Origin of the sequence: cyanobacterium endosymbiont of Rhopalodia gibberula (assembly GCF_003574135.1) — a bacterium.
GTDB lineage: Bacteria > Cyanobacteriota > Cyanobacteriia > Cyanobacteriales > Microcystaceae > Rippkaea.
The window spans coordinates 1,648,492-1,673,762 of record NZ_AP018341.1 but is presented as its reverse complement, the minus strand read 5'-3'; the positions used below and the strand labels follow the sequence as shown (position 1 = coordinate 1,673,762).

General features: G+C 36.1%; 16 protein-coding genes and 2 pseudogenes. 10 read left to right on the top strand and 8 right to left on the bottom strand.

Annotated elements, in window-relative coordinates:
- The first annotated feature begins 1,725 nt into the window (after window positions 1–1,725).
- From RGRSB_RS05365 to RGRSB_RS05350, 5 genes are all read left to right on the top strand, one after another.
- A complete protein-coding gene (locus RGRSB_RS05365) occupies window positions 1,726–2,556 on the top strand; it encodes a YaaW family protein (RefSeq protein WP_119260975.1) in 831 nt (276 codons plus the stop codon).
- A 66-nt stretch (window positions 2,557–2,622) separates the two neighbouring features.
- Entirely contained in the window at window positions 2,623–3,912 is a 1,290-nt protein-coding gene (locus tag RGRSB_RS05360) for an O-antigen ligase family protein (protein ID WP_232014469.1), read from the top strand.
- Between the two features lie 738 nt (window positions 3,913–4,650).
- Window positions 4,651–4,803 (top strand): hypothetical protein, encoded by a 153-nt coding sequence (locus RGRSB_RS10530; protein WP_232014622.1) that lies wholly within the window; start codon window positions 4,651–4,653, stop codon window positions 4,801–4,803.
- Window positions 4,784–4,906 carry a DUF362 domain-containing protein gene (locus RGRSB_RS10525; RefSeq protein ID WP_232014468.1) on the top strand — a complete coding sequence of 41 codons (123 nt, stop codon included), beginning with the start codon at window positions 4,784–4,786 and terminating at the stop codon, window positions 4,904–4,906. Before RGRSB_RS10530 ends, RGRSB_RS10525 begins: the two co-directional genes overlap by 20 nt.
- A gap of 688 nt (window positions 4,907–5,594) precedes the next feature.
- On the top strand, window positions 5,595–5,807 hold the full coding sequence (locus tag RGRSB_RS05350) for a TLTLP motif-containing protein (RefSeq protein ID WP_338063314.1): 213 nt from the start codon (window positions 5,595–5,597) through the stop codon (window positions 5,805–5,807).
- Window positions 5,808–6,013: 206 nt separating this feature from the next.
- Here the strand turns inward: RGRSB_RS05350 and RGRSB_RS11100 are convergent, their stop codons facing one another.
- Together RGRSB_RS11100 and acnB are read right to left on the bottom strand one after the other, a co-directional pair.
- A complete protein-coding gene (locus tag RGRSB_RS11100) occupies window positions 6,014–6,217 on the bottom strand; it encodes a hypothetical protein (RefSeq protein WP_420822984.1) in 204 nt (67 codons plus the stop codon).
- A 1,472-nt stretch (window positions 6,218–7,689) separates the two neighbouring features.
- Window positions 7,690–10,269 carry a bifunctional aconitate hydratase 2/2-methylisocitrate dehydratase gene (gene acnB / locus RGRSB_RS05340; protein WP_119260158.1) on the bottom strand — a complete coding sequence of 860 codons (2,580 nt, stop codon included), beginning with the start codon at window positions 10,267–10,269 and terminating at the stop codon, window positions 7,690–7,692.
- A 1,144-nt stretch (window positions 10,270–11,413) separates the two neighbouring features.
- On the opposite strand from acnB, the pseudogene RGRSB_RS05335 reads away from it, so the two are divergent.
- From RGRSB_RS05335 to RGRSB_RS05320, 4 genes and pseudogenes are all read left to right on the top strand, one after another.
- A pseudogene (locus RGRSB_RS05335) lies at window positions 11,414–11,770 on the top strand (bifunctional arginine dihydrolase/ornithine cyclodeaminase); the annotation flags it as partial.
- A 737-nt stretch (window positions 11,771–12,507) separates the two neighbouring features.
- Window positions 12,508–12,639, top strand: a pseudogene (locus tag RGRSB_RS05330) (ornithine cyclodeaminase family domain); the annotation flags it as partial.
- A 1,178-nt stretch (window positions 12,640–13,817) separates the two neighbouring features.
- Window positions 13,818–13,934, top strand: a complete 117-nt coding sequence (locus RGRSB_RS05325) for a photosystem II reaction center protein I (protein WP_119260156.1) — start codon at window positions 13,818–13,820, stop codon at window positions 13,932–13,934.
- Between the two features lie 130 nt (window positions 13,935–14,064).
- Window positions 14,065–16,623 (top strand): DUF3769 domain-containing protein, encoded by a 2,559-nt coding sequence (locus RGRSB_RS05320; protein ID WP_119260155.1) that lies wholly within the window; start codon window positions 14,065–14,067, stop codon window positions 16,621–16,623.
- Between the two features lie 294 nt (window positions 16,624–16,917).
- Here RGRSB_RS05320 and RGRSB_RS05315 read toward each other — a convergent pair whose 3' ends face one another.
- From RGRSB_RS05315 to aroC, 6 genes are all read right to left on the bottom strand, one after another.
- On the bottom strand, window positions 16,918–17,802 hold the full coding sequence (locus RGRSB_RS05315; protein ID WP_119260154.1) for a sigma-70 family RNA polymerase sigma factor: 885 nt from the start codon (window positions 17,800–17,802) through the stop codon (window positions 16,918–16,920).
- Between the two features lie 520 nt (window positions 17,803–18,322).
- A complete protein-coding gene (locus RGRSB_RS05310; protein WP_119260153.1) occupies window positions 18,323–19,102 on the bottom strand; it encodes a photosystem II electron transport protein, Sll1252 family in 780 nt (259 codons plus the stop codon).
- Between the two features lie 282 nt (window positions 19,103–19,384).
- Window positions 19,385–19,642, bottom strand: a complete 258-nt coding sequence (locus tag RGRSB_RS05305) for a hypothetical protein (protein ID WP_119260152.1) — start codon at window positions 19,640–19,642, stop codon at window positions 19,385–19,387.
- 55 nt (window positions 19,643–19,697) lie between these two features.
- Window positions 19,698–20,678, bottom strand: a complete 981-nt coding sequence (locus RGRSB_RS05300; RefSeq protein WP_119260151.1) for a GHMP family kinase ATP-binding protein — start codon at window positions 20,676–20,678, stop codon at window positions 19,698–19,700.
- Window positions 20,672–21,406, bottom strand: coding sequence for a nucleotidyltransferase family protein (locus RGRSB_RS05295; RefSeq protein WP_119260150.1), 735 nt, complete (start codon window positions 21,404–21,406; stop codon window positions 20,672–20,674). The genes RGRSB_RS05300 and RGRSB_RS05295 overlap by 7 nt, the downstream gene beginning before the upstream one ends.
- 35 nt (window positions 21,407–21,441) lie before the next feature.
- Complete coding sequence (gene aroC, locus RGRSB_RS05290; RefSeq protein WP_119260149.1) at window positions 21,442–22,530, bottom strand: chorismate synthase; 1,089 nt, start codon at window positions 22,528–22,530, stop codon at window positions 21,442–21,444.
- A 374-nt stretch (window positions 22,531–22,904) separates the two neighbouring features.
- On the opposite strand from aroC, the gene sir reads away from it, so the two are divergent.
- A complete protein-coding gene (gene sir / locus RGRSB_RS05285) occupies window positions 22,905–24,818 on the top strand; it encodes a sulfite reductase, ferredoxin dependent (RefSeq protein WP_119260148.1) in 1,914 nt (637 codons plus the stop codon).
- Window positions 24,819–25,271 lie beyond the last annotated feature (453 nt).

Sequence of the window (25,271 nt, the reverse complement as noted above, 5' to 3'; positions counted from 1 at the left end):
ATTTTTTCTTCAAAAACAGTAGACTAATGAAAAATACAAAGATTTAAACAAGTAAATCAACCAAATTTAGTAGTTTAACTAGAATTAAATAATAATTTAAATTCTGTCTTATTAAGATGTAGTAAAAACTTATATTTTTTTTAAATAAACCTAAAAATAATATAAGATAATAAGGGAAGAAATACAGTAATAATTCTCGAGTATGATTCAGTACATATACGTAACTTGACTAAATAAAAGTAAAAAATCAAATACGATAGTAGGAAAATAGCATATAATACAAAATTATAAGATTACTGTATATATACTTAAAAACACATATTTTATAGCTATAGCTACTAAAAAAATCCTGCTTAATATAATTATTTTTTAAAAAATTGAAGCATTAAAAATCTAACTATGTATACCTTAATATAGTAATTAAATATAATTTATCTTTTTTAGATTTATACTGGATGTACTTACTTACAATGAAATAAATATAATAGTAAATATCCTGTAAAAATCAATTTCTAATAATAGGGAAATAATCTAGATAAAAACGATGTCTAGAAAATATTAGTCCTCTCTAAATCTTCATTTACTTAAGTCTCAAAATGACATTTATTTTTAATAATATCTCAAAAATTAACACTTAAACAGAGTGTATTTTCTGTAAAAATACATTTTTCATATAAAAAATGTATTTAATAAAGATAATAAATCAAACAAATAATTTATAAATCTAAGGAATAAGATTTTGAAATAAAGGGGATGATAGAAATCCTGATTAATTGATAAACTACTTAAACAACTAACCTACCAATTAGTATTAAGACTATGTAGATAGAATAATCTAGAAAGGACTGAGACTAACTCACTGGAAAGAGATAATTTTATAAGAACAAAGAGAAATACGTTTTTAGATTGTCCTTAGATGCGTTGTGGTAACTATAACTTATCCATGACAACTCGATTACCACAAATTCCCTACAAAGATGATTTGTTAATTAACTCATATTCATGGACGTATAAGCATTAAAACAGAGGACATGATGCATTTCGGGATGTTCATCTCGACATTAAATCCGGTGGTATAAGAAGAAAGGTTCCATTTTCATCAAACCATTGTGGAGAGAGTTATTTCTAAGCAAAATATTACTGGGGTAGAAATAAAGGTCCGGGAACATTTAAATATTGTCCCTTAGAGTTTTTATTAGTGGATATGGATGCCACCCCAAACTGTTAATTATACCATTCAGTATATAAGTTTTGAACGAAGAGATGACTCATATAATTTTGTTAATTCTGTTTTATTAGAACCAATTTTATTCGGTTGCGGCGTCGGACCTTTCCGAAGGTAATTAGTCTTGCAATTAGTAGGTGGAAGACGGGAACAAATTCTTTATTATGAAGCACGTTTTGACTGCAAAGGAGAAAAGCAATTAACAGCTTATTTACCCTAGAGAGAAATACATAATTCCACGATATAGTTACCTATTGCTCACCCTGTGAAGTTTGTAAGTCAACTTCTCTCTTACCTGTACCTGATGACATACAAATATTCAGTTTACAGTCATAGGTTATAGACTTAACTCTAGAAGACCTAGATGGTTGAGGCAACTTTTGGAAAGTTGCTTGGTATATCAGTCTGTCTTACTACTTGTGATATATACTAACTCACAGTAAATCTAAAAATCGATAAGATCAGGTAAATCTTAAAATCCCTTGATGGAGGTCCCAACATTGGATGAACTGCGAATAGTGCTAGAATTGGCGACAGAAGACGATCTACGTCATTTAACCCAAATTCTTTTTTGTCGTAAATTTAATCCCCTCGATTATTGGCAAACTCCTGACCCTATTGAAGTAGAAAGCCAAGACTGGGGAAGTTGGATAGATGCGGTAGAGAAACGATTTCGCTATCTGGGAGCTGATGGCATCACGGTCCTACGAAAAAAGAGTAATCAAGTTAGCTACCGTCAAATTCTTATTCGTGTTTGCCAGTATTTAAAAATTCCTTATTCTAACCAGATGACTACCACCGATATTGAAGCAGACATTTTTCTTTATTTGGTCAGTAAGGCTTGGAAAAAACTTCCTCTTTGCGAACAAAAGACCCTGATTAAAGAAATAGAGCTATCATTGGCTAACTCTAACCGGGGCGAACCCTGCCATGCTGACTTTCAAAACAATCGTCTTAGTTTTTTGTTAAAAAGCAGCGGCGTGATCGCCATAAACTCTTTCGTTAAGCCCTGGCTACTTAAACATATTGCTCAACAATTTATTCTCCATTTTTCTCGCTATCAAGTTGCCAAACAAGCTGTAGTTGGGGGTGGGGCAGTGGCAGCCAATCAAATTGTGCTTAACACCGCTAGACAAGGAATGGTGACGACAGCCGCCCGTTATGGGACGTTTCGTGGAGTTTTTGCTTTTGTTGGTCCGGTGTTATGGGGTTGGTTGTTGGCTGATTTAGGATGGCGAGCGATTGCTACTAATTACGGTCGCATTATCCCAGTCATTTTTGCCTTAGCTCAGATTCGCCTTACTCGTACCGAATGTTGGGAAACGACTTAAATAAGTAAAAAATAGTCAATATTTATAGTTTATATTCTAAATATTGTCAACTATTTAATTGATATTGTGAAGTCTTTGTTGTCGAGTCCCCGGTCAAGATCTAATGATCTTCAATGGGTAGAGAATTTCCTCAAGTTTGGGGTCTTTTTATTCCCCTTTTCTGCCACTATTGGGGGTGTAGGTTTAGTGATTGCCTTGTTTAGCCTGTGGCAGCAACGGTTTCACCAAATTATTTCTGAGCGGTTTACCTGGAGCTTAGGGGTATTCAGTCTTTGGCTTGTTATTACAACATTTTTTGCTTTTCAACCTATTCTTGCCTTACAAGGATTGCCTAATTTTTTGCCAGGAATTCTTTTATTGGCCGCTTTCCCCATTTTTTTTGCTAATTTATATCGATTGTATCAGTTTGCTTGGTGGGTGGTTTTAACGTCTATTCTTCTGAGTGGGTTAGGTTTTATGCAACTAGGATGGGGTTGGGAAAGCCCCCTTCTTTTTAGGAGTATTGGGATTAATTTACTGGCTTATGGTAACCCTGATGGCCGAATGTCTTCTTTTTTAATGTATGCTAATACACTGGCCATTTACCTTCTAATTTCTTTTTTGTTAGCCATAGGGTTATGGATTGATATCTATCGTCACCGGCAAGAGAAACACAAAGGGGAGATGATTGGGAAACTAACTATTCTCAGTCTTGCGGTGGTAGGGGATGGGCTGGGACTAATTTTCACCAATTCTCGCAGTGTCTGGGGATTAGCCTTGTTAGGGGTGATGGCCTTTGCTGTTTATTTACGTCGGTATTGGGTCATTTACCTAACGGTTATCGCCGTTGGGATGGTTGTTTGGGCTGCCTGGGCTCCTTGGGGACAGGGAACTATGCGTGAACTGATTCCTGCTTATTTTTGGACAAGATTGACGGATGAATTATATGATGATCGCTACGTCACTGCTTTACGGACTACCCAATGGAGAGTCGCTAGAGAGATGATATTAGAACAGCCTTTGTTAGGATGGGGACTAAGGAATTTTACACCAGTCTACCAAACTGAAATGAATGTGTGGATGGGACATCCTCATAACTTATTTTTAATGTTGTTTGCTGAAATTGGCATCCCTGGAACTTTACTTTTTTGTGGCATTGTGGGAAATGTGATATTTCAAGGGGTAAGAAATTTAGTTCAATGGTCTAATAAGCAAGAAAAACGTCGAGAACATTTACTACTGTTTACTTATTTAATAAGTTTTTGCAGTTGTATTTTATTCAATTTATTTGATGTTACTCTTTTTGATGTTCGGGTCAATCTGTTGGGATGGTTTTTGTTATCAGCTATCGCCGGTATGATAGAGGTTAAACGTTAACTTTTCAATATGTCCTAATTTAGACTTCAACTACTATAAAATATAATTATTTATGTGGATTATAAGAGGTTTAAAACACGGTTGTTATTCTCGAGAATTTAAGCTAACCTACAACGATAATTAACAATTTTTACTAACTTTTACTTTTTATCCTGTTGATAAAAAGTGATTGTTTAAAATTCTTGTTGATAGGGTTTTTAAAAAAGTTCTATTAATAAGAATTTCTCGGTCTCCAAACAATTTTGCAATTAAATCTAATCTTAATCCGGGAATAAGTCCACCGTAATTGTTGCCTGAAGTAAACTTAAAAGCCAACAATTAACCGCAGTTGTTTATAATCAGATATAGTTTAGATGAAAAATAATATACTACAGAACTTAACCCTGTCCAACTGTACTTTAAAAAACTCAGCGTACTCCACTGCGAGACTGATGAAAGACTCCTATTGGAGTAGAGTTGGGAGAAACTAATTCGTGTGATTTCTCCTTTGCGAGTCGGTAAAAAACCGTACAGCAAAATCATTGCCCAGAGCATAAGCTCCACTTCTGGTTTGGGTTAAACATGCTCTGAATTGTTTTTCCCAACATTGCTGCTTCAACGAATATAAATGAGTATTTCCTCGATAATGAATCGTACCCAATGTTTAAAACAATGTAATATCTACTGTCAATCTAATTTATACCAAATCTTAATGATCTGCCTAATTTATAAATGTCCTCATAAAAATTATTAGAGTCTTTGAGGGACATAGCAAGCTTTGTTGAACCAGGTAAGCACATCCTACTAAAACCTAACCTTTTAACAGCAGCCTCACTAAGGGATATATATAACGACCCTGAAGTAGTTCATTATATGGTTGAGTTGGTCAAAGATGTGGGAGGAAAGCCTTGATGTGCTCATTAATCTTCTAAAAGTTAGAGCCAACCTGCAGTTTACCCTAACCTTGGGAGTCAAAAATTTCTTTGGATGTGTGCCAGGAAAAATAAAAGCTTGATGGCACATGAAGGCAGGCAAAGACATTAAACACTTTTGGGAAAAGCTAGTAAAAACGGCACGGACAATCAACTCTAATTCAACCATTGGGTTCTATTAAACATGAAGGCAATGGACCGATTGATGTCCAACCTAGTTTATTAGAGATTCTGGGTACATCGGCGGCAGATGTGTCTATTTTAGATTAAAACTATGGTTAATATTTTGGGGTTTACCCCTTATTTTTACCTACTGTTACTGCACAAACATACCTTGTCCTCTGTTTAAATCTGACCTCGTTCACCTTCCCATGCTTTCTACAGGGCAGTTAAAAGTTGCTGATTGGCAATTACCATTGACGTTAGTTGACCTATGGTTCTTTTTCTACTTTGAAACATTTCTCCATTTATTTTCTTCAAAAGCCCCTTAAAGCCTATTAAAAAAAATAATTAGGACTATCGCATATTAGAAAATTAACTGTCAAACTAGTTACATACACATTACAGGTTTCATTACTTATTAAATAATAAAAGATAAAATCAATTATTAGTCTCCGATTGCTTAGGATGACTGTCCGTCCTTTAGTATCGTTTTTTTATAGATTTCACTGAAATTTAATTAAGAATTAACAACACTAAACACTTGTCAAGAAAAAATTATTACAATGAGAGTAACGAGGTTATCATTAAAACCTCATTGATAACAATTTATTGAGTTCAGGTCAATTAGCCATTTTTATGGAATATAGTACCCCGTCAGGGAAGGTTGTAGAGCCTCCGGCTCACAGGTGGGCTTATATTATAGGAACCACGATCGCTTTGTTAACACTTACCTTACCGATGTTTGCCATTGCTTATTATTCTCCACAAAATCGTCGAGTTAGACCAGAGACCTCTATAGAAAATTTTCAGCCATTACCATGATCGATTGAAATCTCGTTAGATGACTAATGAGACTTAGAGGCTAGCTAATATAGCTAACCGAGGACTATCCCTATCGAAAATTAAGTAAGTCCTACTGACTTTACACTAGAATCTCACAAACGCTCGGCATTTTTATTATCCCTAGCTTGGAGAGAAATCTTTTGGACAAAAGACTGGCTATCCTTCTTTTGTCTATTTCCAAAACTCTAATAAGCTCTCGATTGATTATACTCACGAGCAGTGATGACTTCGGCTACTTGTTCTCCTACTAATTCTTCAGAAACAAATCCCTTAGTGATACATGTTTGGAACAAAGGGATTTGTTTCTGAAACAGGCGATGATAGTTACGGAAAAGAGCGGTAGTAACCACAAATCCAGGATAAAGGGAACTAGAAGTAATGCCAGTCAACTCATAATACCGTCAATGTAGTTCTCGTATACTCATAGCATTATATATTTTACTGTCTTTATAAGTTTTCTCTAGTTCAAAAGCTTTTCTATCAATCATGAAATAGAGGTTTTTAAAGCCTTCTATAAACCCTTGAAGCTCTCCTAAATCTGGTCATAGTAGAATTTTTTCACCTAGTTCATCCGGATTTTGGGTAAAGGTTCCTAACATAACCAGTCTGGGGTTCGAAGATGGTAAGTATTTGAGATAGTCTAACATCAAGTTATATAGAAGAAAATATCCCAAATAGTTGGTAATCATAGTTAACTCATAGCCTTCAGGTAATCCCAAAAGTTATTTGAGCAATGACATATAAATGGCTGCATTGCACAATAGAGCGTCTAAAGATTTCCTAATGTCCCAAAAAGTTTCTGCAAACTGTCGAACACTCTCCAAGCTTTCTAGATTAAATAGGCCAAGACGGTGTAGTTGTCTTGAGGGATTCCTAGTTCCTGAGCTACTTTGCAGATTTTTTTTAAAATTGCGATAAGCTATGACAACGTGGCAATTCCACTTCTAAGTGAGAGCTTTAATTGTGTCTAATCTAACTCATGACTAAGTTTCTGTGATAATTACAGTTTTTTGAGTTAATTTCATTTATACTGATACTTCATCGTCCAAAAATTACTGTCTTAAGGGCAATCTTATACCACTAAACTATCAATCTTCATCGATAGGTGATCGTTGGGACAAATACTCATAAACTTAATTAAGTATATTGATCTAGTTGTTTAAGAGACGTAAAAGGCACACTATCTGACCGTAAATTCAGTACATTTACGAGTTTCAAGATCGTGAAAGGCTAAAAAATAGTCTTTAGGTATAGCTTATTTTAATAATTCAACTGCAATACCTTAATAGTTAGACGTCAATAAACAATGCTATATTAAAAATCACTTAAAAATCAAATAAACCATCAATTTATACTAAAAAAATTCAGACAAACAAACTCAAAAGTAATAAAGATATTAGTTGGCATAAATTTTACATTAAACTTTAACCTGGTTGAATAAAATGACGATTATAGTCGACTAGACTGGGAAATACTTTTTACGATGGGGAAGCATCTGTAATATTTAAAGCCATTTAAAATTTCGATATTCTGACCTATAAAAAGTCATTACAATAGTCATAACATCACCTTATCTTAAACGAGAACATCATCTTTTTTTTTAATGCTGTCAATTAAGGAGCATAATGACAATGCCATTCAAATCTTTGATATAAATAATCTAGATAACAAAATACTTGGGTCAAGATCAAGATTGGATTTTATATTCATAGCACCTAACCTTAATAAATGCTGCTCCTGGCATAGATTTACTACTTGTCTGTGTCTCCCCCATTTTTGTCAAACTGCGGACATTACCCTCCCTATTGTTCTAACTTGAAGCTCCTTTTTTAATCCCTAAAATATCTTCAATTTTTGGCATTTATTCTAACGAAATAACCTGTCCTTCATCTTGAAAACCTTCAATTTTATTGAAATTTAAATAACAATATAATTGACTAGAAAAGGGCTTAATTTTTTCTGTAAAAATGGACATGTATTCCTCAACTGTTGGGATTTTTCCTAACAAGGCACACACCGCAGCCAATTCTGCAGAACCAAGGTAAACTTGAGCCCCTTTCCCCATACGGTTATTAAAGTTGCGGGTAGAAGTAGAAAATACCGTTGTATTATCTTCTACACGTGCTTGATTTCCCATACAGAGAGAACATCCAGGTACTTCTATCCGCGCACCAACAGCTGCAAAAATATCATAAACACCTTCTTCCCGGAGCTGTTTTTCATCCATTCGAGTTGGGGGACAAATCCATAAACGTACGTGCAAACCGCTATCTTCTCCTATTTTTTGTCCTTCTAAAATTCTAGCAGCAGCGCGATAATGTCCAATATTCGTCATACAAGAACCGATGAATACTTCATTGACTTTTTCCCCTGAACATTCGGACACCAGTTTAACATTATCTGGGTTATTTGGTGCAGCAACAATAGGTTCTTTGATCTCACTTAAATTAACTTCAATAGTATCTGCATATTCAGCATTTTCATCTGCTTCCAGCAATATAGGCTCTTTCAACCATTGTTCCATTTTTTCCGCACGACGCACCAAAGTTTTAGAGTCTTGATAACCTCGCACAACCATATTTTTAATTAGAGCAACATTGGACTGTAAATATTCAGCAATAGTCTCTTTTCCTAACTTAATAGTAGATCCTGCACAAGACCTTTCTGCCGTAGCATCTGTTAATTCAAATGCTTGTTCAACCTTTAAATCCGGTAAACCTTCTATCTCCATGATACGACCGTTGAAAACATTAATTTTTTTCTCTTTATCAACGGTTAATTTACCTTCTTGTATAGCTACCCAAGGAATAGCATTAACAATATCCCGTAAAGTTACCCCAGGTTGTAATTCTCCAGTAAATTTAACCAACACGGATTCTGGCATATCCAAAGGCATCACTCCTAATGCTGCTGCAAATGCAACTAACCCTGAACCTGCTGGGAAAGATATACCCAAGGGGAAGCGAGTATGGGAGTCACCCCCAGTCCCGACGGTATCGGGTAATAACATTCGGTTTAACCAAGAGTGGATGATACCATCCCCAGGATGCAACGCAACCCCCCCACGGGTTGAGAAGAAGTCCGGCAACTCTTTATGAATTTTGACATCGACAGGTTTGGGATACGCGGCAGTGTGACAAAAACTTTGTAGAGTTAAGTCTGCATTGAACCCTAGACAGGCTAACTCTTTTAATTCATCACGAGTCATGGGCCCTGTGGTATCTTGAGAACCTACAGTCGTCATCATGGGTTCGCAAGCATCCCCTGGACGAACCCCGGGTAAACCGCAAGCTTTACCAACCATTTTTTGTGCTAGAGTAAATCCAGGTATTCCCCCGTCTTCGATAGAAGGGATAGGACGCATAAAAATAGTATTAGGTTCAAGTCCTAATGCATGACGAGTTTTGTCGGTTAACGCGCGCCCAATAAGTAAGGGGATGCGTCCCCCTGCGCGTACTTCGTCTAAGATGGTTTCGGGTTTAGGGATAAAGGTTGCAATAACTTTTTCTGCTTCGTTAGTAATTTCCCCTTTGTAGGGATGGATAATGATAAGGTCTCCAGTTTCCATTTCGCTGACATCGCATTCGATAGGAAATGCACCAGAGTCTTCAGCCGTATTGAAGAAAATGGGGGAAATTTTTCCGCCAATAATGTATCCTCCTGAACGTTTGTTGGGAACAAAGGGAATATCATTCCCAATGTGCCATAAAACAGAATTAATAGCAGACTTGCGGGAGGAACCGGTTCCAACAATATCCCCTACGTAAGCAATGGGATAGCCTTTATCTTTGAGTCTAGCAATAGTCTCTATTCCCTCTGGGAAAAGAGATTCTAGCATAGTTAAAGCGTGTAAAGGAATGTCCGATCTTGTAGTTGCATGGGGAGCTGGAGAAAGGTCATCGGTGTTGGTTTCTCCACAAACTTTAAAGACAGTGACGATAATGACTTCAGGGACTTTAGGTTTTTTGATAAACCAGGAAGCATTAGACCAAGCATCGATGACCTGTTTAGCGTAGTAGTTAGTTTTCGATAATTCTAAGACTTCATTAAACGCATCGAAGACTAAGATGGTTCCACTTAATGCGGTGACTGCTGCTGATGCTAAGTTGCTGTCGGGAGATTTAAGCAGTCCAACCAATGATTGTATATTATAGCCCCCCATCATGGTTCCTAATAAGTTCACTGCTCCTTGAGGGGAGATTATAGGACAGTTTATCTCACCCTTAGCTACTCCTGTTAAAAATCCTGCTTTAACATAAGCCGCTTCATCTACACCAGGGGAAATTCTATCTCGTAGTAACATTAAAAGTTCTTCTCTGAGTTCTGCGGGAGGATTTTTTAAAAGTTTACATAGTTGCGAAGTTTGTTTTGCCGTTAAGGGTAAAGGAGGAATTTTGAGTTTTGCGCGTTCTTCCTTGTGTTTGTGATAACTTTCTAACATTCAGTTGTTCTCCTGCAATTTAATTCTTTATATTTTGATCAATACCCTTAAGGGTGATATCTTTAAGGGTATCAATATGTATTCTGTTACTATATAGATAGTTTTATTAAAAATTGTGCAATACTGAATCTATACTTTCTTTCAATTTTATGAATTTAAGATGTTTAATTATACCTTTTTATAGTAAAAACTTAAAGTTGAACACAATAAAATATTATTTATATAATGGCATACTATATTTTTTTTTGTAAACCCATGAGTGATCCTGAACACCTATTTTAATAAAATTTATTAAATCGTAAATAAGCTACTCATATATGAGCGATATAAAAAGTTATAATGTTCACAGGTCACCTGACATAATTTTTTACTAACATAAAATTTAATAGGTATTAATACCACTAAAATCTAATTTTTATAGAAAACAAAAACAATATTAATTAGTATATTAAATATAATATACTAAAGTATCAATAACTTACTTGATTTTTAATTATCTTTCAGAGAAGTAATTTATTTAGATAGCACTTTATTAAAAAATTTATTACATATACTTTTGATACTACTTCAGTCTAGTAGATGAGAACTAATCGGATAGAAAATTTGAAAAAATTGACTTGGATATACACTTGATTTATCTTAAGTTAAGATTCTTGTATTAAGATACAGAACTGTAACTATAAATATGATAAAAGTAGAAATAAAAGAAATAACAATACAACTATCGAAAGAAGAAAAATCAATTAGTTAATGATATGGATAACTGTTATAACAGAAGAATAAATAAACAAACCGGCAATATTATAAGAATCTAACAATTTCGAAGAAGATATTTTAAAATACTACTACAGTTTATTCAAGAAATTAGGCATGTTATTGTTAACATCTATTTAAGAAGTTAAATTATCTCTTAAATAAGTAACAAACCTATGAGTTATATACCCTAAATAACTAGAGATAGACTAGAGAAAAATAACTCAATAAGGTAGAAGAAAACTTGTTCTCTAAAATAACTAAGGAATATAGTAAAGTTTTTTCTGAGGAGTCAAAACACAATCCTGGTCACAACTATAGACTAGTCAATAAAGACATCAAATTATTGCGGTCTTTTATTCACTGATTACCCTTTGAGAAGTATTTATATATGATTGATTTGATTCGTTTTCTCATGTGCTCTTCGGATCTTTATGACGTAGATTATGTTATTAATCTATGGATGGAAGGGAATATTCACAAATCAAACCGTGATTGTGTGGTGGAACAGTGGCAGAATCTCTATCAAACTATCAAAGATCTAGCAACTTTCAATTTGAAGGGACAAGATACAGTTTTTAATCTGAACTCGATTCACACCCTTATATCACCGAATGGTTTAATACAGAAGTTCTCCCTCTACACTTGATTGACCAGAGACTTTACCATCTAGACACCTGTTTTTGTTCTCTCACTGGTGGTCATTTGCTTTATTATTCCTCTTGCTTTTGATGATTACTCAAATCGCCCTTCATAGAGATGTGAACACCTGCAAAAACTGTCTGATGACTCCTGTTTAACAGAATTTTTCAAAGCGGGGGCGGCTAAATGTTTGACCCTAAGAGTGTCAGAATCGTTTTAGACAGGGAGACAAGCTTTCTGACGTGAGATTATTTAAGAAATTATAAGAAGGTTGATCGACCTCGGCGCAGTCGTCCATCTCCAAGAAGTTTTTGAGGTTAACACGAAAATTGTGACCCAAGAGGAAGTCGCTTCTAACGACTTTTATATTTAGTATAATCTATCCCACCAAATTGTTCATTAATTATAAATGGATTGGATTCGAACATTGATGGGTGAATGCTGCCATTGTGCTTCAGTCTGTCGAAACTAGAGATATTACTAAATATTAAATTGTTAAGTTGCTACGAGATTTCAAAGTTGGTGATTAAGTTATGGTAAAGATCGATGGTATTTATACCATCTGTCAAACCTAAGACAGGGAAATCTGCAGCGCAAAATAAGAATTTACTCTTATGAGAACGGGTGTCTCGAGTGAACGCCAGGGAGGATTAAATGACAGTAAGTTCAAGTAATACAGTATTTTTTATTTTTTTGTAGAAAAAAAAATATTTTTGGCTGAAAATAGCTATTTTTTATTTTCATGAAAAATACGATAGCTGTTCATTATATTAAATAAGCTGAAAACCACTTTAGGAGTTGAGTTGATATAGAATGGGTAGTCCTTGTAAGTCAAGGACATTGGTATTACCTTCCATTGGAGTTGGTAAAATAACTTCAGTAGGACTCAAAAAGGTTTGTGTGGATATTAATCCTGCTGCCGTAGTGACTGAATTAAGTGATGGCGGTTCCATAGAATCGGTAGATATTGTTACTAAGGATAAAGAGTCAATTTATATTTGACTTAACATCAAATATTAGTATAATCACCCATTATTAGGTTTAATTCTAAACAATATAATTTTAAACTTAGCTTATTTTTTATTTATTAGAATATTTAGTTACCTGTTAAGTCGGTTATTATTGAACAAGTTTTAGCTAGTCTAATACATAAAAAATTATTTTATCTATTGTAGGCAAAATGAACAAAAAATTGACTAATACAAGTTGAATAAAATTTAATAATTTATATAAAAAATAAATAGACAATAAATTAAATAATTAGACGTTGTTATCTAACATAAAAAATAGAAGTTTAACTACTTTAATTGTTTTTAATATCAGCACTATTATTTTTTTAAAAAAATTGCAGTTTTACATAATCAAAAATTAAAGCTTAATAAATATTATTATAATATTTATATTTAAAGTTTCTGAAAAAATAGCTTGACTTAGCTTGTTCTAAACACTTACTTATAAATTAATTTTTTTTTTAAAAAATTTAATCAAATAAATTTGCACTTCTGAATTATCAGAATATGTATTTTTTAAATAATTTTTTGTACAGAAATAATCAATACAGTCTAAAAAGATTCTTGTCAATAAGGTTACAAAATATTAATATAAAATTTATATATTACAATAATATTAAACTAATTTAAATAAAAATATTAAACCTTGTAACTTATAAAACTATCTATAAATATTACGACATCTATGGAATTAGAAAATCTTGTAGTTAGATGCGCTCTGGGCTTATAAGTGTATTTTTTCACCAAAAAAATAACGACAACTATAGTGTTTCTTGTACAAGAAAAAGTCGACTAAACTTGTATACTATTTTAGTAAACTGTGAGGATTATCTATACCACGAACCAAAACAGCGTTAGGCTGAAAAAATGTTGATATGGTTCAATAAAAAAAGGTCTAATTCACTAAAAACTAAAATTGGTACAATCAGGAATTATTTTTAGATTAAATAAAGGTTGTTGGGATCTTGTGATGTCAACTATCTTAGTTAGGTTTGACGACTCTATCACCGTGTCACTGCATGACTTCATCAGTCTGTTAGCCTCTGACCCTCTCCAACTCAATCCTAAAATGCTATAAAGTTAGCAGGATGAAACGTTTATTTCGAAACTGGAGTCCATTTTAATTAGGAGATTCAAATTAAGATGCTAATCCTAAAAATTGCAGTTTATATAGTCGTTGCTTTATTCATTTCTCTGTTTGTCTTCGGCTTTCTATCGAGTGACCCAACTCGTAACCCTGGACGGAAAGATTTCGAGTAAGCATAATTTGACTGTGTTAACTTAGGTGATTAAGACGACAGGGGCGAGGTACGGCTCGTCCCGAGCGTTCTTCTGCTGAGTCACGCTGCAGGTAGCAATTGACCCCTTAAGCTTGATTTTTATCGAAAAGATGCCCCCATTCGTTCCGCCACCTAATCCACCCGCGCTAATTCAATCTATAGCTCTTGACCCCCAAGGCAATTGCCTGGAGATTCTGACTGAAGGATTGTCCACTCACCTCCCCCTTGGGAAACGTCCCCCCCTTATTTCTCAGATCCCAATTTTAATGGTCGAACCTCCACCATTGGAGTCGTCTGAACCTCCACCATTGGAGTCGTCTGAAAAAAACCCAGCGACAAAACCCCCTGGAGTTATTGAATTTTATCTGTCTGACCCCAAAGAGATTACCACTAAGTATTTACCCCCTAATTCTTCATCTGAAGACAATAATGCTAGGGCATTAGGGAATCCGATTTCTGTTGGTCAACTCTCTTCAACAAAGATCACATCAACAGCGATTAATCCAGTTCCTAACTTGGTCTTTGGGCTAAATCGAAGTCATGACAGTCTCTCAAATACAGTCCATCGTCTTATTACTCGTAAACGAGGAGGATCAATACGAGAATTCAGGATTCTAACCTCTTCTACACCGAAAGGACAAGAAACCTCTATAAGTCAACAAACATTAGAAATTATTCCTGAATCATCACCGGAGCTAAATACTGTCTCAATACAAGAAGAAGCCATAGGGGTAGTGGAATTGATTGCTGATCGTCAAGAATATGATTCTAAACAAAATGTAGTCTACGCCGAAGGCAATGTAGTCATGCGCTTTGCTAATGGGGTTCTATTAGCAAAGCGCCTGCTCGTTAACCTCCCCGATCAATTTGTTGTCGCCGAGGGAGAAGTGGTACTTGAACGAGGAGAACAAACCTTACGCGGAGAAAAGTTTGAGTATTATTTTGTGCAGGACCAAGGGGTAGTTTTCAACGCCAATGGAGAGATTTATCAACCTACAACAGGAAAAGACTTTTCGCCAAGATTACCCAACGATTCCACTAACGATCTTATTCCCAACCAGACGTTAAATGAACGCCTAGCGGTCAATCAACCTCTACAACGAATCACTACTACTGAAGGGGTTCGTTTTGGAACTTCCTTTGATTTTGGAAAGGAAGCCCTAGGACTAGGAACTGATGTTCCTAATTTACCGGCTGCCCAAGTGCCGCCTAAAGGAGGACAAATCAATCGCATCCGTTTCCAGTCCGAACGAATGGAGTTTGATGGAGATGGATGGAGTGCCACGAATGCTCGTTTAACTAATGATCCCTTCTCTCCTCCTGAGTTAGAAATTCGAGCAGAAACGGCAACATTTCGCAATCTTGCACCCTTGGTAGATGAGGTGAAATTGACTAACTCACGAGTGGTGCTTGATCAAACAAATTCCTTTCCCACCCAAGATCGGTTGATTTTAGATCGGCGTGATCGCCAACCTGGGGTAATTTCTTTCGGCTATGATGACCGCGATCGCGGAGGATTATATGTGGAACGGGGCTTTAATCTAGTTGATAATGATACGGTCAGTTGGGAACTTAAGCCCCAATATTACATCCAAAAAGGATTATTTCCCGACAGTATCACTACAGACAATCCCAATACTGATCTATTTGATGCGGACACAGACGACATTGATGCTATTAGTCCCCCAACATTTGGACTTATCAACAGAGTTGAGGCTAACTTTAGTGAGAATACTAAATTATTTTCTCGAACCTCACTAACGAGTCTGGATTTTAATAACCGCACTGAAGAACATATCCGAACGAAAACCTATTTTGAACAGAAAGTCCCCTTGTTCAACATGAATAATGATTTGCGGTTTGAATATAATTATCGTGAACGTCTTTTTAATGGCTCCTTGGGTTTCCAAACTGTCCGGGATAGTTTGGGGTTGCTATTCGTATCTCCTCAAATTCCTCTCGATGAGAAAGGGTTACTGCTGCTGAGTTATCAAGCATCTCTGCAAAATGTCAATGCTGACACGGATCAACCAGAGTTGCTCGCTCCAATTCGAGAAAATAATCGTGTTACTCTCTTTCGTACCCAAGGAGCCGCATCGGTGAGCCGACCCTTTATGTTGTGGGTAGGAAAAGCCTTGCCCCCAACTGCTAAAGAAGGGCTACGTTACACTTCTACTCCTGTCCTACCTTTTGTTCAGCTCTCCACCAGTGTTACAGGAGTAGCCAGTCTCTATGGTAATGGTGATTCTCAACCTTCGATTTCAGGAAGTATTGGAGTCTCAGGACAATTAGGCAATTTTTCTCGCCCCTTTTTCGATTATACAGGGTTTAATCTTTCCTTTAGTCAGGCATTGCGCGGAGATCCTTCTCCATTTTTATTCGATCGTTTTGCCGATCTCAAAACCATCTCTTGGGCATTAACCCAACAGCTGTATGGACCTGTACGCTTTGGTGTTCAAAGCGCCTTAAATATCGATACTGATGACGAAATTAACACGGATTTATTCCTTGAATATAGTCGCCGTACTTATAATATTCTCCTACGTTACAATAGCCGTCTTCAAGTAGGTTCTATCAGCTTACGAATCAGCGACTTTAATTGGAGTGGTGATCCAGGTCCATTTGATGGAACAGGAATTCGTCCAGTTATTCAAGGAGTTCCTCGCTAACACTTTCCAACTTCAGTGTGTTTATAATGATCAAAAAGTTTTGTCCTGAGATTTTTCTAGAGGTGTTGTGTCTAAATCAAATTATGCTAGGCCCGACACTCTAACTTAATTTATAGCTATAAATGCTCAACTCAGTTGAATCAATGAAATTCTAACCTTAGAAGGACTCAACATTACCGATTGTCAGGTCTTAAATGAGATGGGATCAGAATTGGTACCAATATGTAAGTCACTATCTACACGATCTAAGATGAGATCTCCAGGTAGGCATTGCCCACTACCCTAAAATGCTATTCATCCTGTTAATTCTTGAAAGGGAACAGCTTTCCGTTTCAAGGTCCTCATAGCTCGATTGTTTAATTGTCTTACTCTTTCATGGCTTAACCCGCATTGTTGTCCAATTTCTTTATAACTCATTCTTTTTCCATTTTGTAAACCATAACGTAAAGCAATAATTTCTCTTTGACTAGGAGGTAAATTGTTTAATAATTCATCAATTTTCGATTCAAGTTCTTGTTGATTTACAAAATCATTTGGTGATCTTGTTTCATCGGGTAGAATATCTTCTAACTCTGTATTATGTTCGTCTAGAACAATGTTTAAACTGCGAGAGTTTGTTTTATAAGCAGCTTGACTGATAGTTCGTAATTTCTCTAGAGTAATTTCTAGCTTTTGGGCTATTTCTTCTTCGGTAGGTTTCCGTCCTAATTCAACGGAAAGTTCCCGCAGTGTTTTTTTAATTTTATTGAGACTATCGGTGATATGAATGGGAAGACGAATGGTTCGCGCTTGCTGAGCAATCGCTCGCGTAATGGCTTGACGAATCCACCAATAAGCATAGGTAGAAAACTTATAACCCCGATCAGGATCAAATTTTTCAACTCCTTGCATTAAACCAATACTTCCTTCTTGAACTAAATCTAATAAAGATAATCCACGGTTTTGATACTTTTTAGCGATGGAAACCACTAAACGTAAGTTGGCCTTAACCATTTTCTGCTTAGCTTGTTCTCCTCGCTTGACTGTTTTTTGTTCTTCCGTAGTTAATTTTTCTTTACCTAAAAAATACACCATTTTTCTGACCTGAGAAGCGAGGTTAAATTCCTCTTCAGGACTTAGTAAAGGGGTTCGTCCAATTTCTTGCAAATAGATACGGATGCTGTCAATTGATTTAGCCATTTTATGGTTAGTTTAGTTAGGATACGTCAGAAAATATCAAGTCTGATACCTAGGTAGTCGGTTTAATTCTGGAGATTAAGGTAATTTCTATTTTATTAACTGAATACTTGATGATAATATATATTTTTCTGAGTTACTTTAAATCGTTTTTTCATTCCCAACTTATTTTTGAGTAATGTTTATCTCGAAGATTGACGATTTAATTCAAAGATTTAAATCAAGCCATTGGGGCAAATGCTCGGCCTTGCGTTAACTTAATTCTCGCGTTAACTTAATCATGTATATATAACCTAGCAAATTTTTTATGTTTTGTACAGGAGTCCAAGAGAATATCCTAGATTTTTGTAAAGACATCATCCCCGTCAAATAAAGAGAAAGAGAGGGCAATCACTTATGGTAATAAAACAGAAATAAAGTAACTTTTAAATATTTTCTAGAAAACATATAGCTTCTAAAAAGATAGAAGTTAAAAACCTTTTATTTACTCTATAAAAAAGTATAGATTGAATTATATTTTACCCTATTTAAATCTGGTTATTTGAATCCGATAACGTTGTTTTTTAGTAATAGCAACTTCCCCAACTTCTAAACGTCCTTTACCTCGAACGGTGATTAAATCCCCAGATTCAACAATATGGCTTGCCTGAGTAATGTCTTTCCAATTAACTCGTACATCTCCCGAATTAATTGAATTAGCCATTTTACTACGAGACATTCCAAAACCTGCTGAGGCGATTGCATCTAAGCGCATAGACGCTTCTACGGTGGTCATTTTCTTAGTTTTGGGAGGATGTATTTTTAATTCACTCAATGTTATTAATTTGGTTTTCACCGGAACTGAACGTACCTGAACAAGCGAAGTTTCAAGAAATTTAGCTTGTTCAGGTACCACTATTACCTGCGCCCCCCGCTCTCCTGGCACTAAAATATCCCCAACCTGTTCGCGGACGATCCCTGCTCCTGAAATTGCCCCTAAGAAATCTTGATGGTTAGCAGGATCAAATAAAAAGTTTCCGGCAATACACAGAGCGGCTAGTGGAATCTCCGAGATGTCTAAAGAAATTTCCGAACGAGCTATACCGACTCGTTGCCGTTCTGCTTGAGGATAACCTCCCCACACCACAATTTCAACTTCAGTCAATCTTTGAAACAATTCTTGAACTTCAGCTATAACAGGAGGACAAAGAAAGTCACTGACTACGATTTCCCAAGTTTTTAAGGCTATTTCCGCTTGCTCAAGAATACGAGTAATCGCTTCTCGATTTTTAATTCCTTTTAATAATTTTTCTCTGGGTAACATGAACCATTAACTATTCACTATAGTAGCTATATCATTAGATATTTTTAGGGTTACATTTTTCTAGAATCTCGGTGTACTTATTTCTGAGTAATTAAAGATCTTTAAATCAAAAAAATATACTTACCCTAATTTAATATACTTAGTCTAATTCAATTAATTACCATACTGCGAAGCGTCTCCACTGAAAATGGATAAGCGTCAACTCAATCCCTAAAAAACATTACTCGTTACTTTTGTTGCATCAGCAACGCCTCCCAAAATAGAATTAGCTGGTTTTCTTGTTCATACAAAGACATCCACTTCGGTAATAAGAGCAAACAAACTCCTCCCCAAAAAACCTAAGTAAATTAACCAATATGCCATCATAAATTGCTTATTTTTTGATTTTTCGACTGGTATCAACGAAATAAATCCATTAACAGTTTTGTCTACTTTCCCCAGAAGAGCAATTTGATCAAAGGAAATACTAGCTTTCTCGATAGCTGTATAGGTCTCTTCGGCTTTGATCCGACCTGAAACAACAGCAATAGGATAGTTCACGATTAATGTAAGACCTAGTCCAAAATAAAGTTAACAAATATAGAACAAATCTAAATTATGAAAAAATGATTTGAGAACCTGGGGCATTGATTTTGACTGAAAGCACCTCGTGGTGGGTAAAAGTTTGCTTTAGGTTTTCATGCGACTCTGGAGGTGCAAAAAACAACATAAACCCTCCTGCCCCTGCTCCTAGCAGTTTACCACCCCAAGCCCCTGATTCTCGACCTAATTTATAAAGATTATCAATTTCTGGGTTAGAAATAATGGTATCTAAACTACGTTTGGCTATCCATGCTTGGTGTAATAATTCTCCGAAAGCTGATAAGGATTGATTAGTGGTTAAAATATCCCATCCTTGGTCGACCATTTTCCGCATTTTTTTAAGAATATCGGTGTTATCAGCGACCCGTTTTAACTGTTTAGCCACCACTTGGGATGCTTTCCGTTTAATTCCAGTAAAAACAATAAAAATATGAGATTCAAACTCCGCTAATCTTTGGGAAGATAGGGGGATTCTAGTGACAATTATATCTTCTTCAGTCCTAAACTCTACTAAGTTAAATCCCCCCATCGCTGCCATTAATTGATCTTGACATCCTACATGATCTTTAACTAAATAGCGTTCTACATAAATAGCTTCATAAGCTAAATCTAAGGGCTTCACAAATTCCCCTTTAAAACTATGCAGTGCTTGGAGTAAAGATACGGTAAAAGCAGAAGAAGAACCTAACCCTGTAAACGCCGGTAAGTCAGCTACATTGTGCAACTCAATATCCTTTTCTAAACCACAGAATTTTAAACATTGTTGATAAACATCATGCTCTAATTCATCAACGGTTTTAACCAATTCTACTTTTCGGTAAGATACCCGAATTAAATAATCGAACAAGTGACTAGGAAACGGAGTTGCCGTAACATAAGAGTACTTATCAATTGCAGTTGCTAATACTGCACCTCCATGTTGTATAAAATACTCAGGATAATCGGTTCCGCCGCCAAAAAAACTAATTCTAACTGGTGCGCGTGAGATTAGCATGGGTTAAGTAGTTGGCTAAAGTTTTCTAGGATAAAAGCTTCTGCTTTGGGTAAGGTTTCAGGAGTTCCAATATCTAAAAATGGAGCTTTAATTTGGTGCACTTTAATTGAATTTTTTTTCTTGAGTAGTGCCGGAAAAACATCATATTCAAAACTTAGGGGAAATCTTGACGGAAACTTCTCCAAAACCTGATGACGAAATAAATAAACTCCGCAATTAATAATTCCTGCACCTTGGCGTTTTTCAGCAAAACTTATAAGATTTCCCGACTTATCAATCACTAAGGAACCATAACGAGAAGTGTCTTCTACAGATACTCCTAAAATTACTCCATCAACTTCATAATTGTCTAAATAACTTATCATTTTGTTGAATTGGGCAACGATTAAAGAATCTCCATTCATTACCAACCAAGCATTAGAAGAAATATTAGTCTGCTCAACTCCATTAAGAAAACCGCCTGCAGTTCCTAAAGGTTGCTTTTCCTTGCAACAATAAACCTCTATGTCTGGGACAGGCTGATTTTGAAAATACTCCTCAATGACTTCTGATAAATAACCCGTTGAGAGAATATTTTGGGTAATTCCTTGAGATTTAAGATATCTTAAAATCCACTCTAAAAAAGGTTTATCAGCGACGGAAGCCATTGGTTTAGGAACGTTTGGAAGCAAGTGTTTAACTCGCGTTCCATACCCCCCTGCTAGAATAACTGATGTGATCTTTCTCATGCTTCAACTATCAACTATCGACTGTTAACCATTAACTAAATAACTCCACATTGTCCCTGTTGACGCAAGAGATGATCACATAAAACTAAAGCAACCATTGATTCTACCATTGGAACAGCGCGAGGTAACACACAAGGATCATGTCTTCCCCTCGCGGACAATGTGGTTTTATGTCCTATTTTACTCACTGTTTGTTGCTCTTTTCCAATAGTTGCTGTAGGTTTAAAAGCAACCCGAATAATAATATTTTCTCCGTTACTAATTCCCCCTTGAATTCCACCAGAACGGTTAGTAGTAGTGCGAATTTCTCCATTTACATCGGTGTAGAATTCGTCATTATGTTCACTTCCTGTTAGTAAGGTCCCGGAAAACCCTGAGCCAATTTCAAACCCTTTACTCGCTGGAAGAGACATCACTCCTTTTGCCAAATCTGCTTCTAACTTATCAAAAACAGGCTGTCCGAGCCCTCTAGGAACCTGACGCGCCACACACTCAACTACCCCACCGACAGAATTATTATCTCGTCGAGTTTGATCGATCAAATCAATCATTTTTTTTGCGGTTTCTTCATCAGGACAACGTACAATACTGTTTTCTACTTTTTCTAGTGTAACTGTTGACGGATCAATAATTCCTTCGAAGTTTTTTATCCGCTTAACATAACCGACAATTTCCACATTGGCTACTTGTTTGAGAATTTTTTTTGCGATTGCCCCTGCGGCTACTCGCCCAATAGTTTCTCTTGCTGAAGCTCTTCCTCCTCCTTGCCAGTTACGAATTCCATACTTCGCTTCGTAGGTGGCATCCGCATGGGAGGGACGAAACTTCATAGCTATTTCATCATAATCTTGCGATCGCGCATCTCTGTTTCGAACTAGAATAGTGATGGGGGTTCCTAGGGTTTTTCCTTCAAAAACTCCTGATATGATCTCACAGGTATCGGTTTCGTTCCGAGGGGTAGTAATTTTACTTTGTCCAGGACGACGACGATCTAAGTCGACCTGAACGTCGGCTTCGGATATTTCTAAGCGTGGAGGACAACCATCAATAACAACTCCAACCCCTCCACCGTGGGACTCACCAAAGGTGGTGATGCGGAATAAGTGGCCGAAGATATTGCCCATAAATACCTGTTAATTAATATCTGTTAATTTTTGCGGTCCTATTTTCTAGTCTAGAGTAGTCAATAGCCAATAGGCAAGGTAAAATGATGTAAAACTCAAAAAACAGAAGTTAATATATAACAAACATACAGATAATAAAGAATATAGAAATGTTTTTTGTTTAGAAATTTAGTTACTTTTATGTAATAAAAATTATTCCGGTTTATTAAAGAATAATTATAGAAGTAATTCGAAGCACTGTTTACATAAAACTGTCATCTTTTTTAAAGAATTAGTATGGTTTAATAACGTTAAGATCTGAGGATATAAACCAAAGTCTAACTTAGCTTAAGGGCGAGAATATCCAAATTTGTTCCTCGTTTAATTTTATAGAAATGGTCAATACTTCAGTTTCACCCACCAGGCAAATATCTAAGATAGAAGCAATTAAGGAGAAGAGTAACTTTCTAAGAGAACCTCTAGCTACAGAACTTTTAGAAGAGACAACTCATTTTACGGAAAATGCTGTTCAAATTCTTAAATTTCATGGATCTTATCAACAGGATAACCGAGATAATAGAGTTAAAGGACAAGAAAAAGATTATCAAATGATGTTGCGGACTCGCAATCCTGGAGGGTTTGTCCCACCTGAACTTTATCTAACTCTTGATCGCCTTAGTGATGAATATGGAAACCATACCTTACGGGTGACAACACGCCAGGGATTTCAAGTTCATGGTATTTTGAAGAAAAATCTCAAAGCAGCAGTGTCAGCAATTGTAAAAAACATGGGATCAACCCTTGGAGCTTGTGGAGACCTAAACCGCAACGTTATGGCTCCTCCTGCACCGTTTAAAAATCGCCCTGAGTACCAATACACCTGGGAATATGCTGATAAAATCGCTGATTTGCTCAGACCCCAAACTGAAGCCTATTATGAGATTTGGCTTGATGGAGAAAAATTTCTCAGTGTGGAAGAGTCCCCCGAAGTGGTGGCTGCCCGTCAATGCAATACCAATAAAGCCATTTTTGCTGGCAAAGAGGAACCTATTTATGGGGAACATTATATGCCCCGTAAATTTAAATGTAGTGTCACTGTTCCAGGAGATAATTCCATCGATGTCTATACCCATGATGTCAGTTTAGTAGTGATGACGGACAACAAGGGAACCTTACAAGGATTTAACATCCTTGTAGGGGGTGGCATGGGACGCACCCATAACAAGGAAGAAACCTTTGCAAGGATAGCTGACCCCATCGGTTATGTAGCTAAAGAAGATGTTTATGACGTATTAAAGGCTATTGTTGCCACTCAACGGGATTACGGCGATCGAGTTCAACGTCGTCACGCCCGCATGAAATATCTGATTAATGACTGGGGAGTAGAAAAATTCCGCGCTAAAGTTGAAGAATACTTTGGTAAGTCTCTATATCCTTTTAAAACACTTCCTAAATGGAAATATAAAGACTTTTTAGGCTGGAATGAACAGGGAGATGGTCAGTTGTTCCTGGGAATTTCGATTGAAAATGGTCGAGTGAAAGACGAAGGAAACTTACGACTCAAAACCGCTCTACGCCGTATCACCGAACAATTTAGTTTACCTATGCGGTTAACAGCTAACCACAACGTTATTCTCTATGAGATTGAGCCTAGTCATCAAGAGGCGATTGAAAAGATTTTACAAGATTGTGGTGTAATTACTAATCCTCAAGAAATTGATGATTTGACCCGTTATTCGATAGCCTGTCCAGCTTTACCAACTTGCGGGTTAGCTATTACTGAATCAGAACGCGTCCTACCTGGGATCATTGAGCGGATTAAAACAGTTTTATCTAAATTAGACATGGCATCAGAGAAAATTGTAATTCGGATGACTGGATGTCCCAACGGTTGCGCCCGTCCCTACATGGCTGAACTGGGATTTGTAGGAAGTGCGCCAAACACCTACCAAATTTGGTTAGGGGGAAGTCCTAATCAAACTAACTTAGCTGAACCTTACCTCCAGAAACTACTTGACAAAGACATAGAAAAATTTTTAGAGCCTCTATTTGTCTATTTTAAGCAAGAGAAGATAGAACAAGAAAGTTTTGGTCAATTTTGTCGTCGAGTCGGCTTTGAGTCTCTAAGAGAGTTTAGTAAAACTTATAAGCCTATAAAACCGCGTCGTATTCGCAAAAATCAACATCGGGTAAGTATTTCTGATGAGATGTTTGTTCAACTTAAAGCTGTATCAGAAACAGACAAACGACCGATGAATCAGATTGTTCATGAAGCATTAGAGACTTATTTTAGTCAAGAAAAATCGTAGTCAATAAAGATAGAAGATTAAATTACAAAACTTATACTCCAATTGTACTGGTGGGATTGATTTATAAATTGATTCTGCCATATTTCATAATCACCCAAAAATGCTATAGATAAACGATCTAGCTTACAAATTCACGAAGTTAGTTTCTGTCTAAGTTTAATAACTATGAGATATACTTCTCAAGATAATGCTAACTAACAAGTTCTTTGTCACACCCCTACTAGGGGTGTGACAAAACCATAGAAACAACTAAATTTGGTAATTAAGTTACCTGAGAAGAGGTTAAAGAGATATTGCAACTAAATAGCAAAATAATTGTTGAAGATATGAATTTTAATTAGGCAGTTGTAAGAGCAATTGCTGTTACAAACATTGTAGATTTTATTAAACGACATAGTTAATTTTTATTAAAACTTAATATTCACTATGTCGTTAGTAAACGATGATGAACGC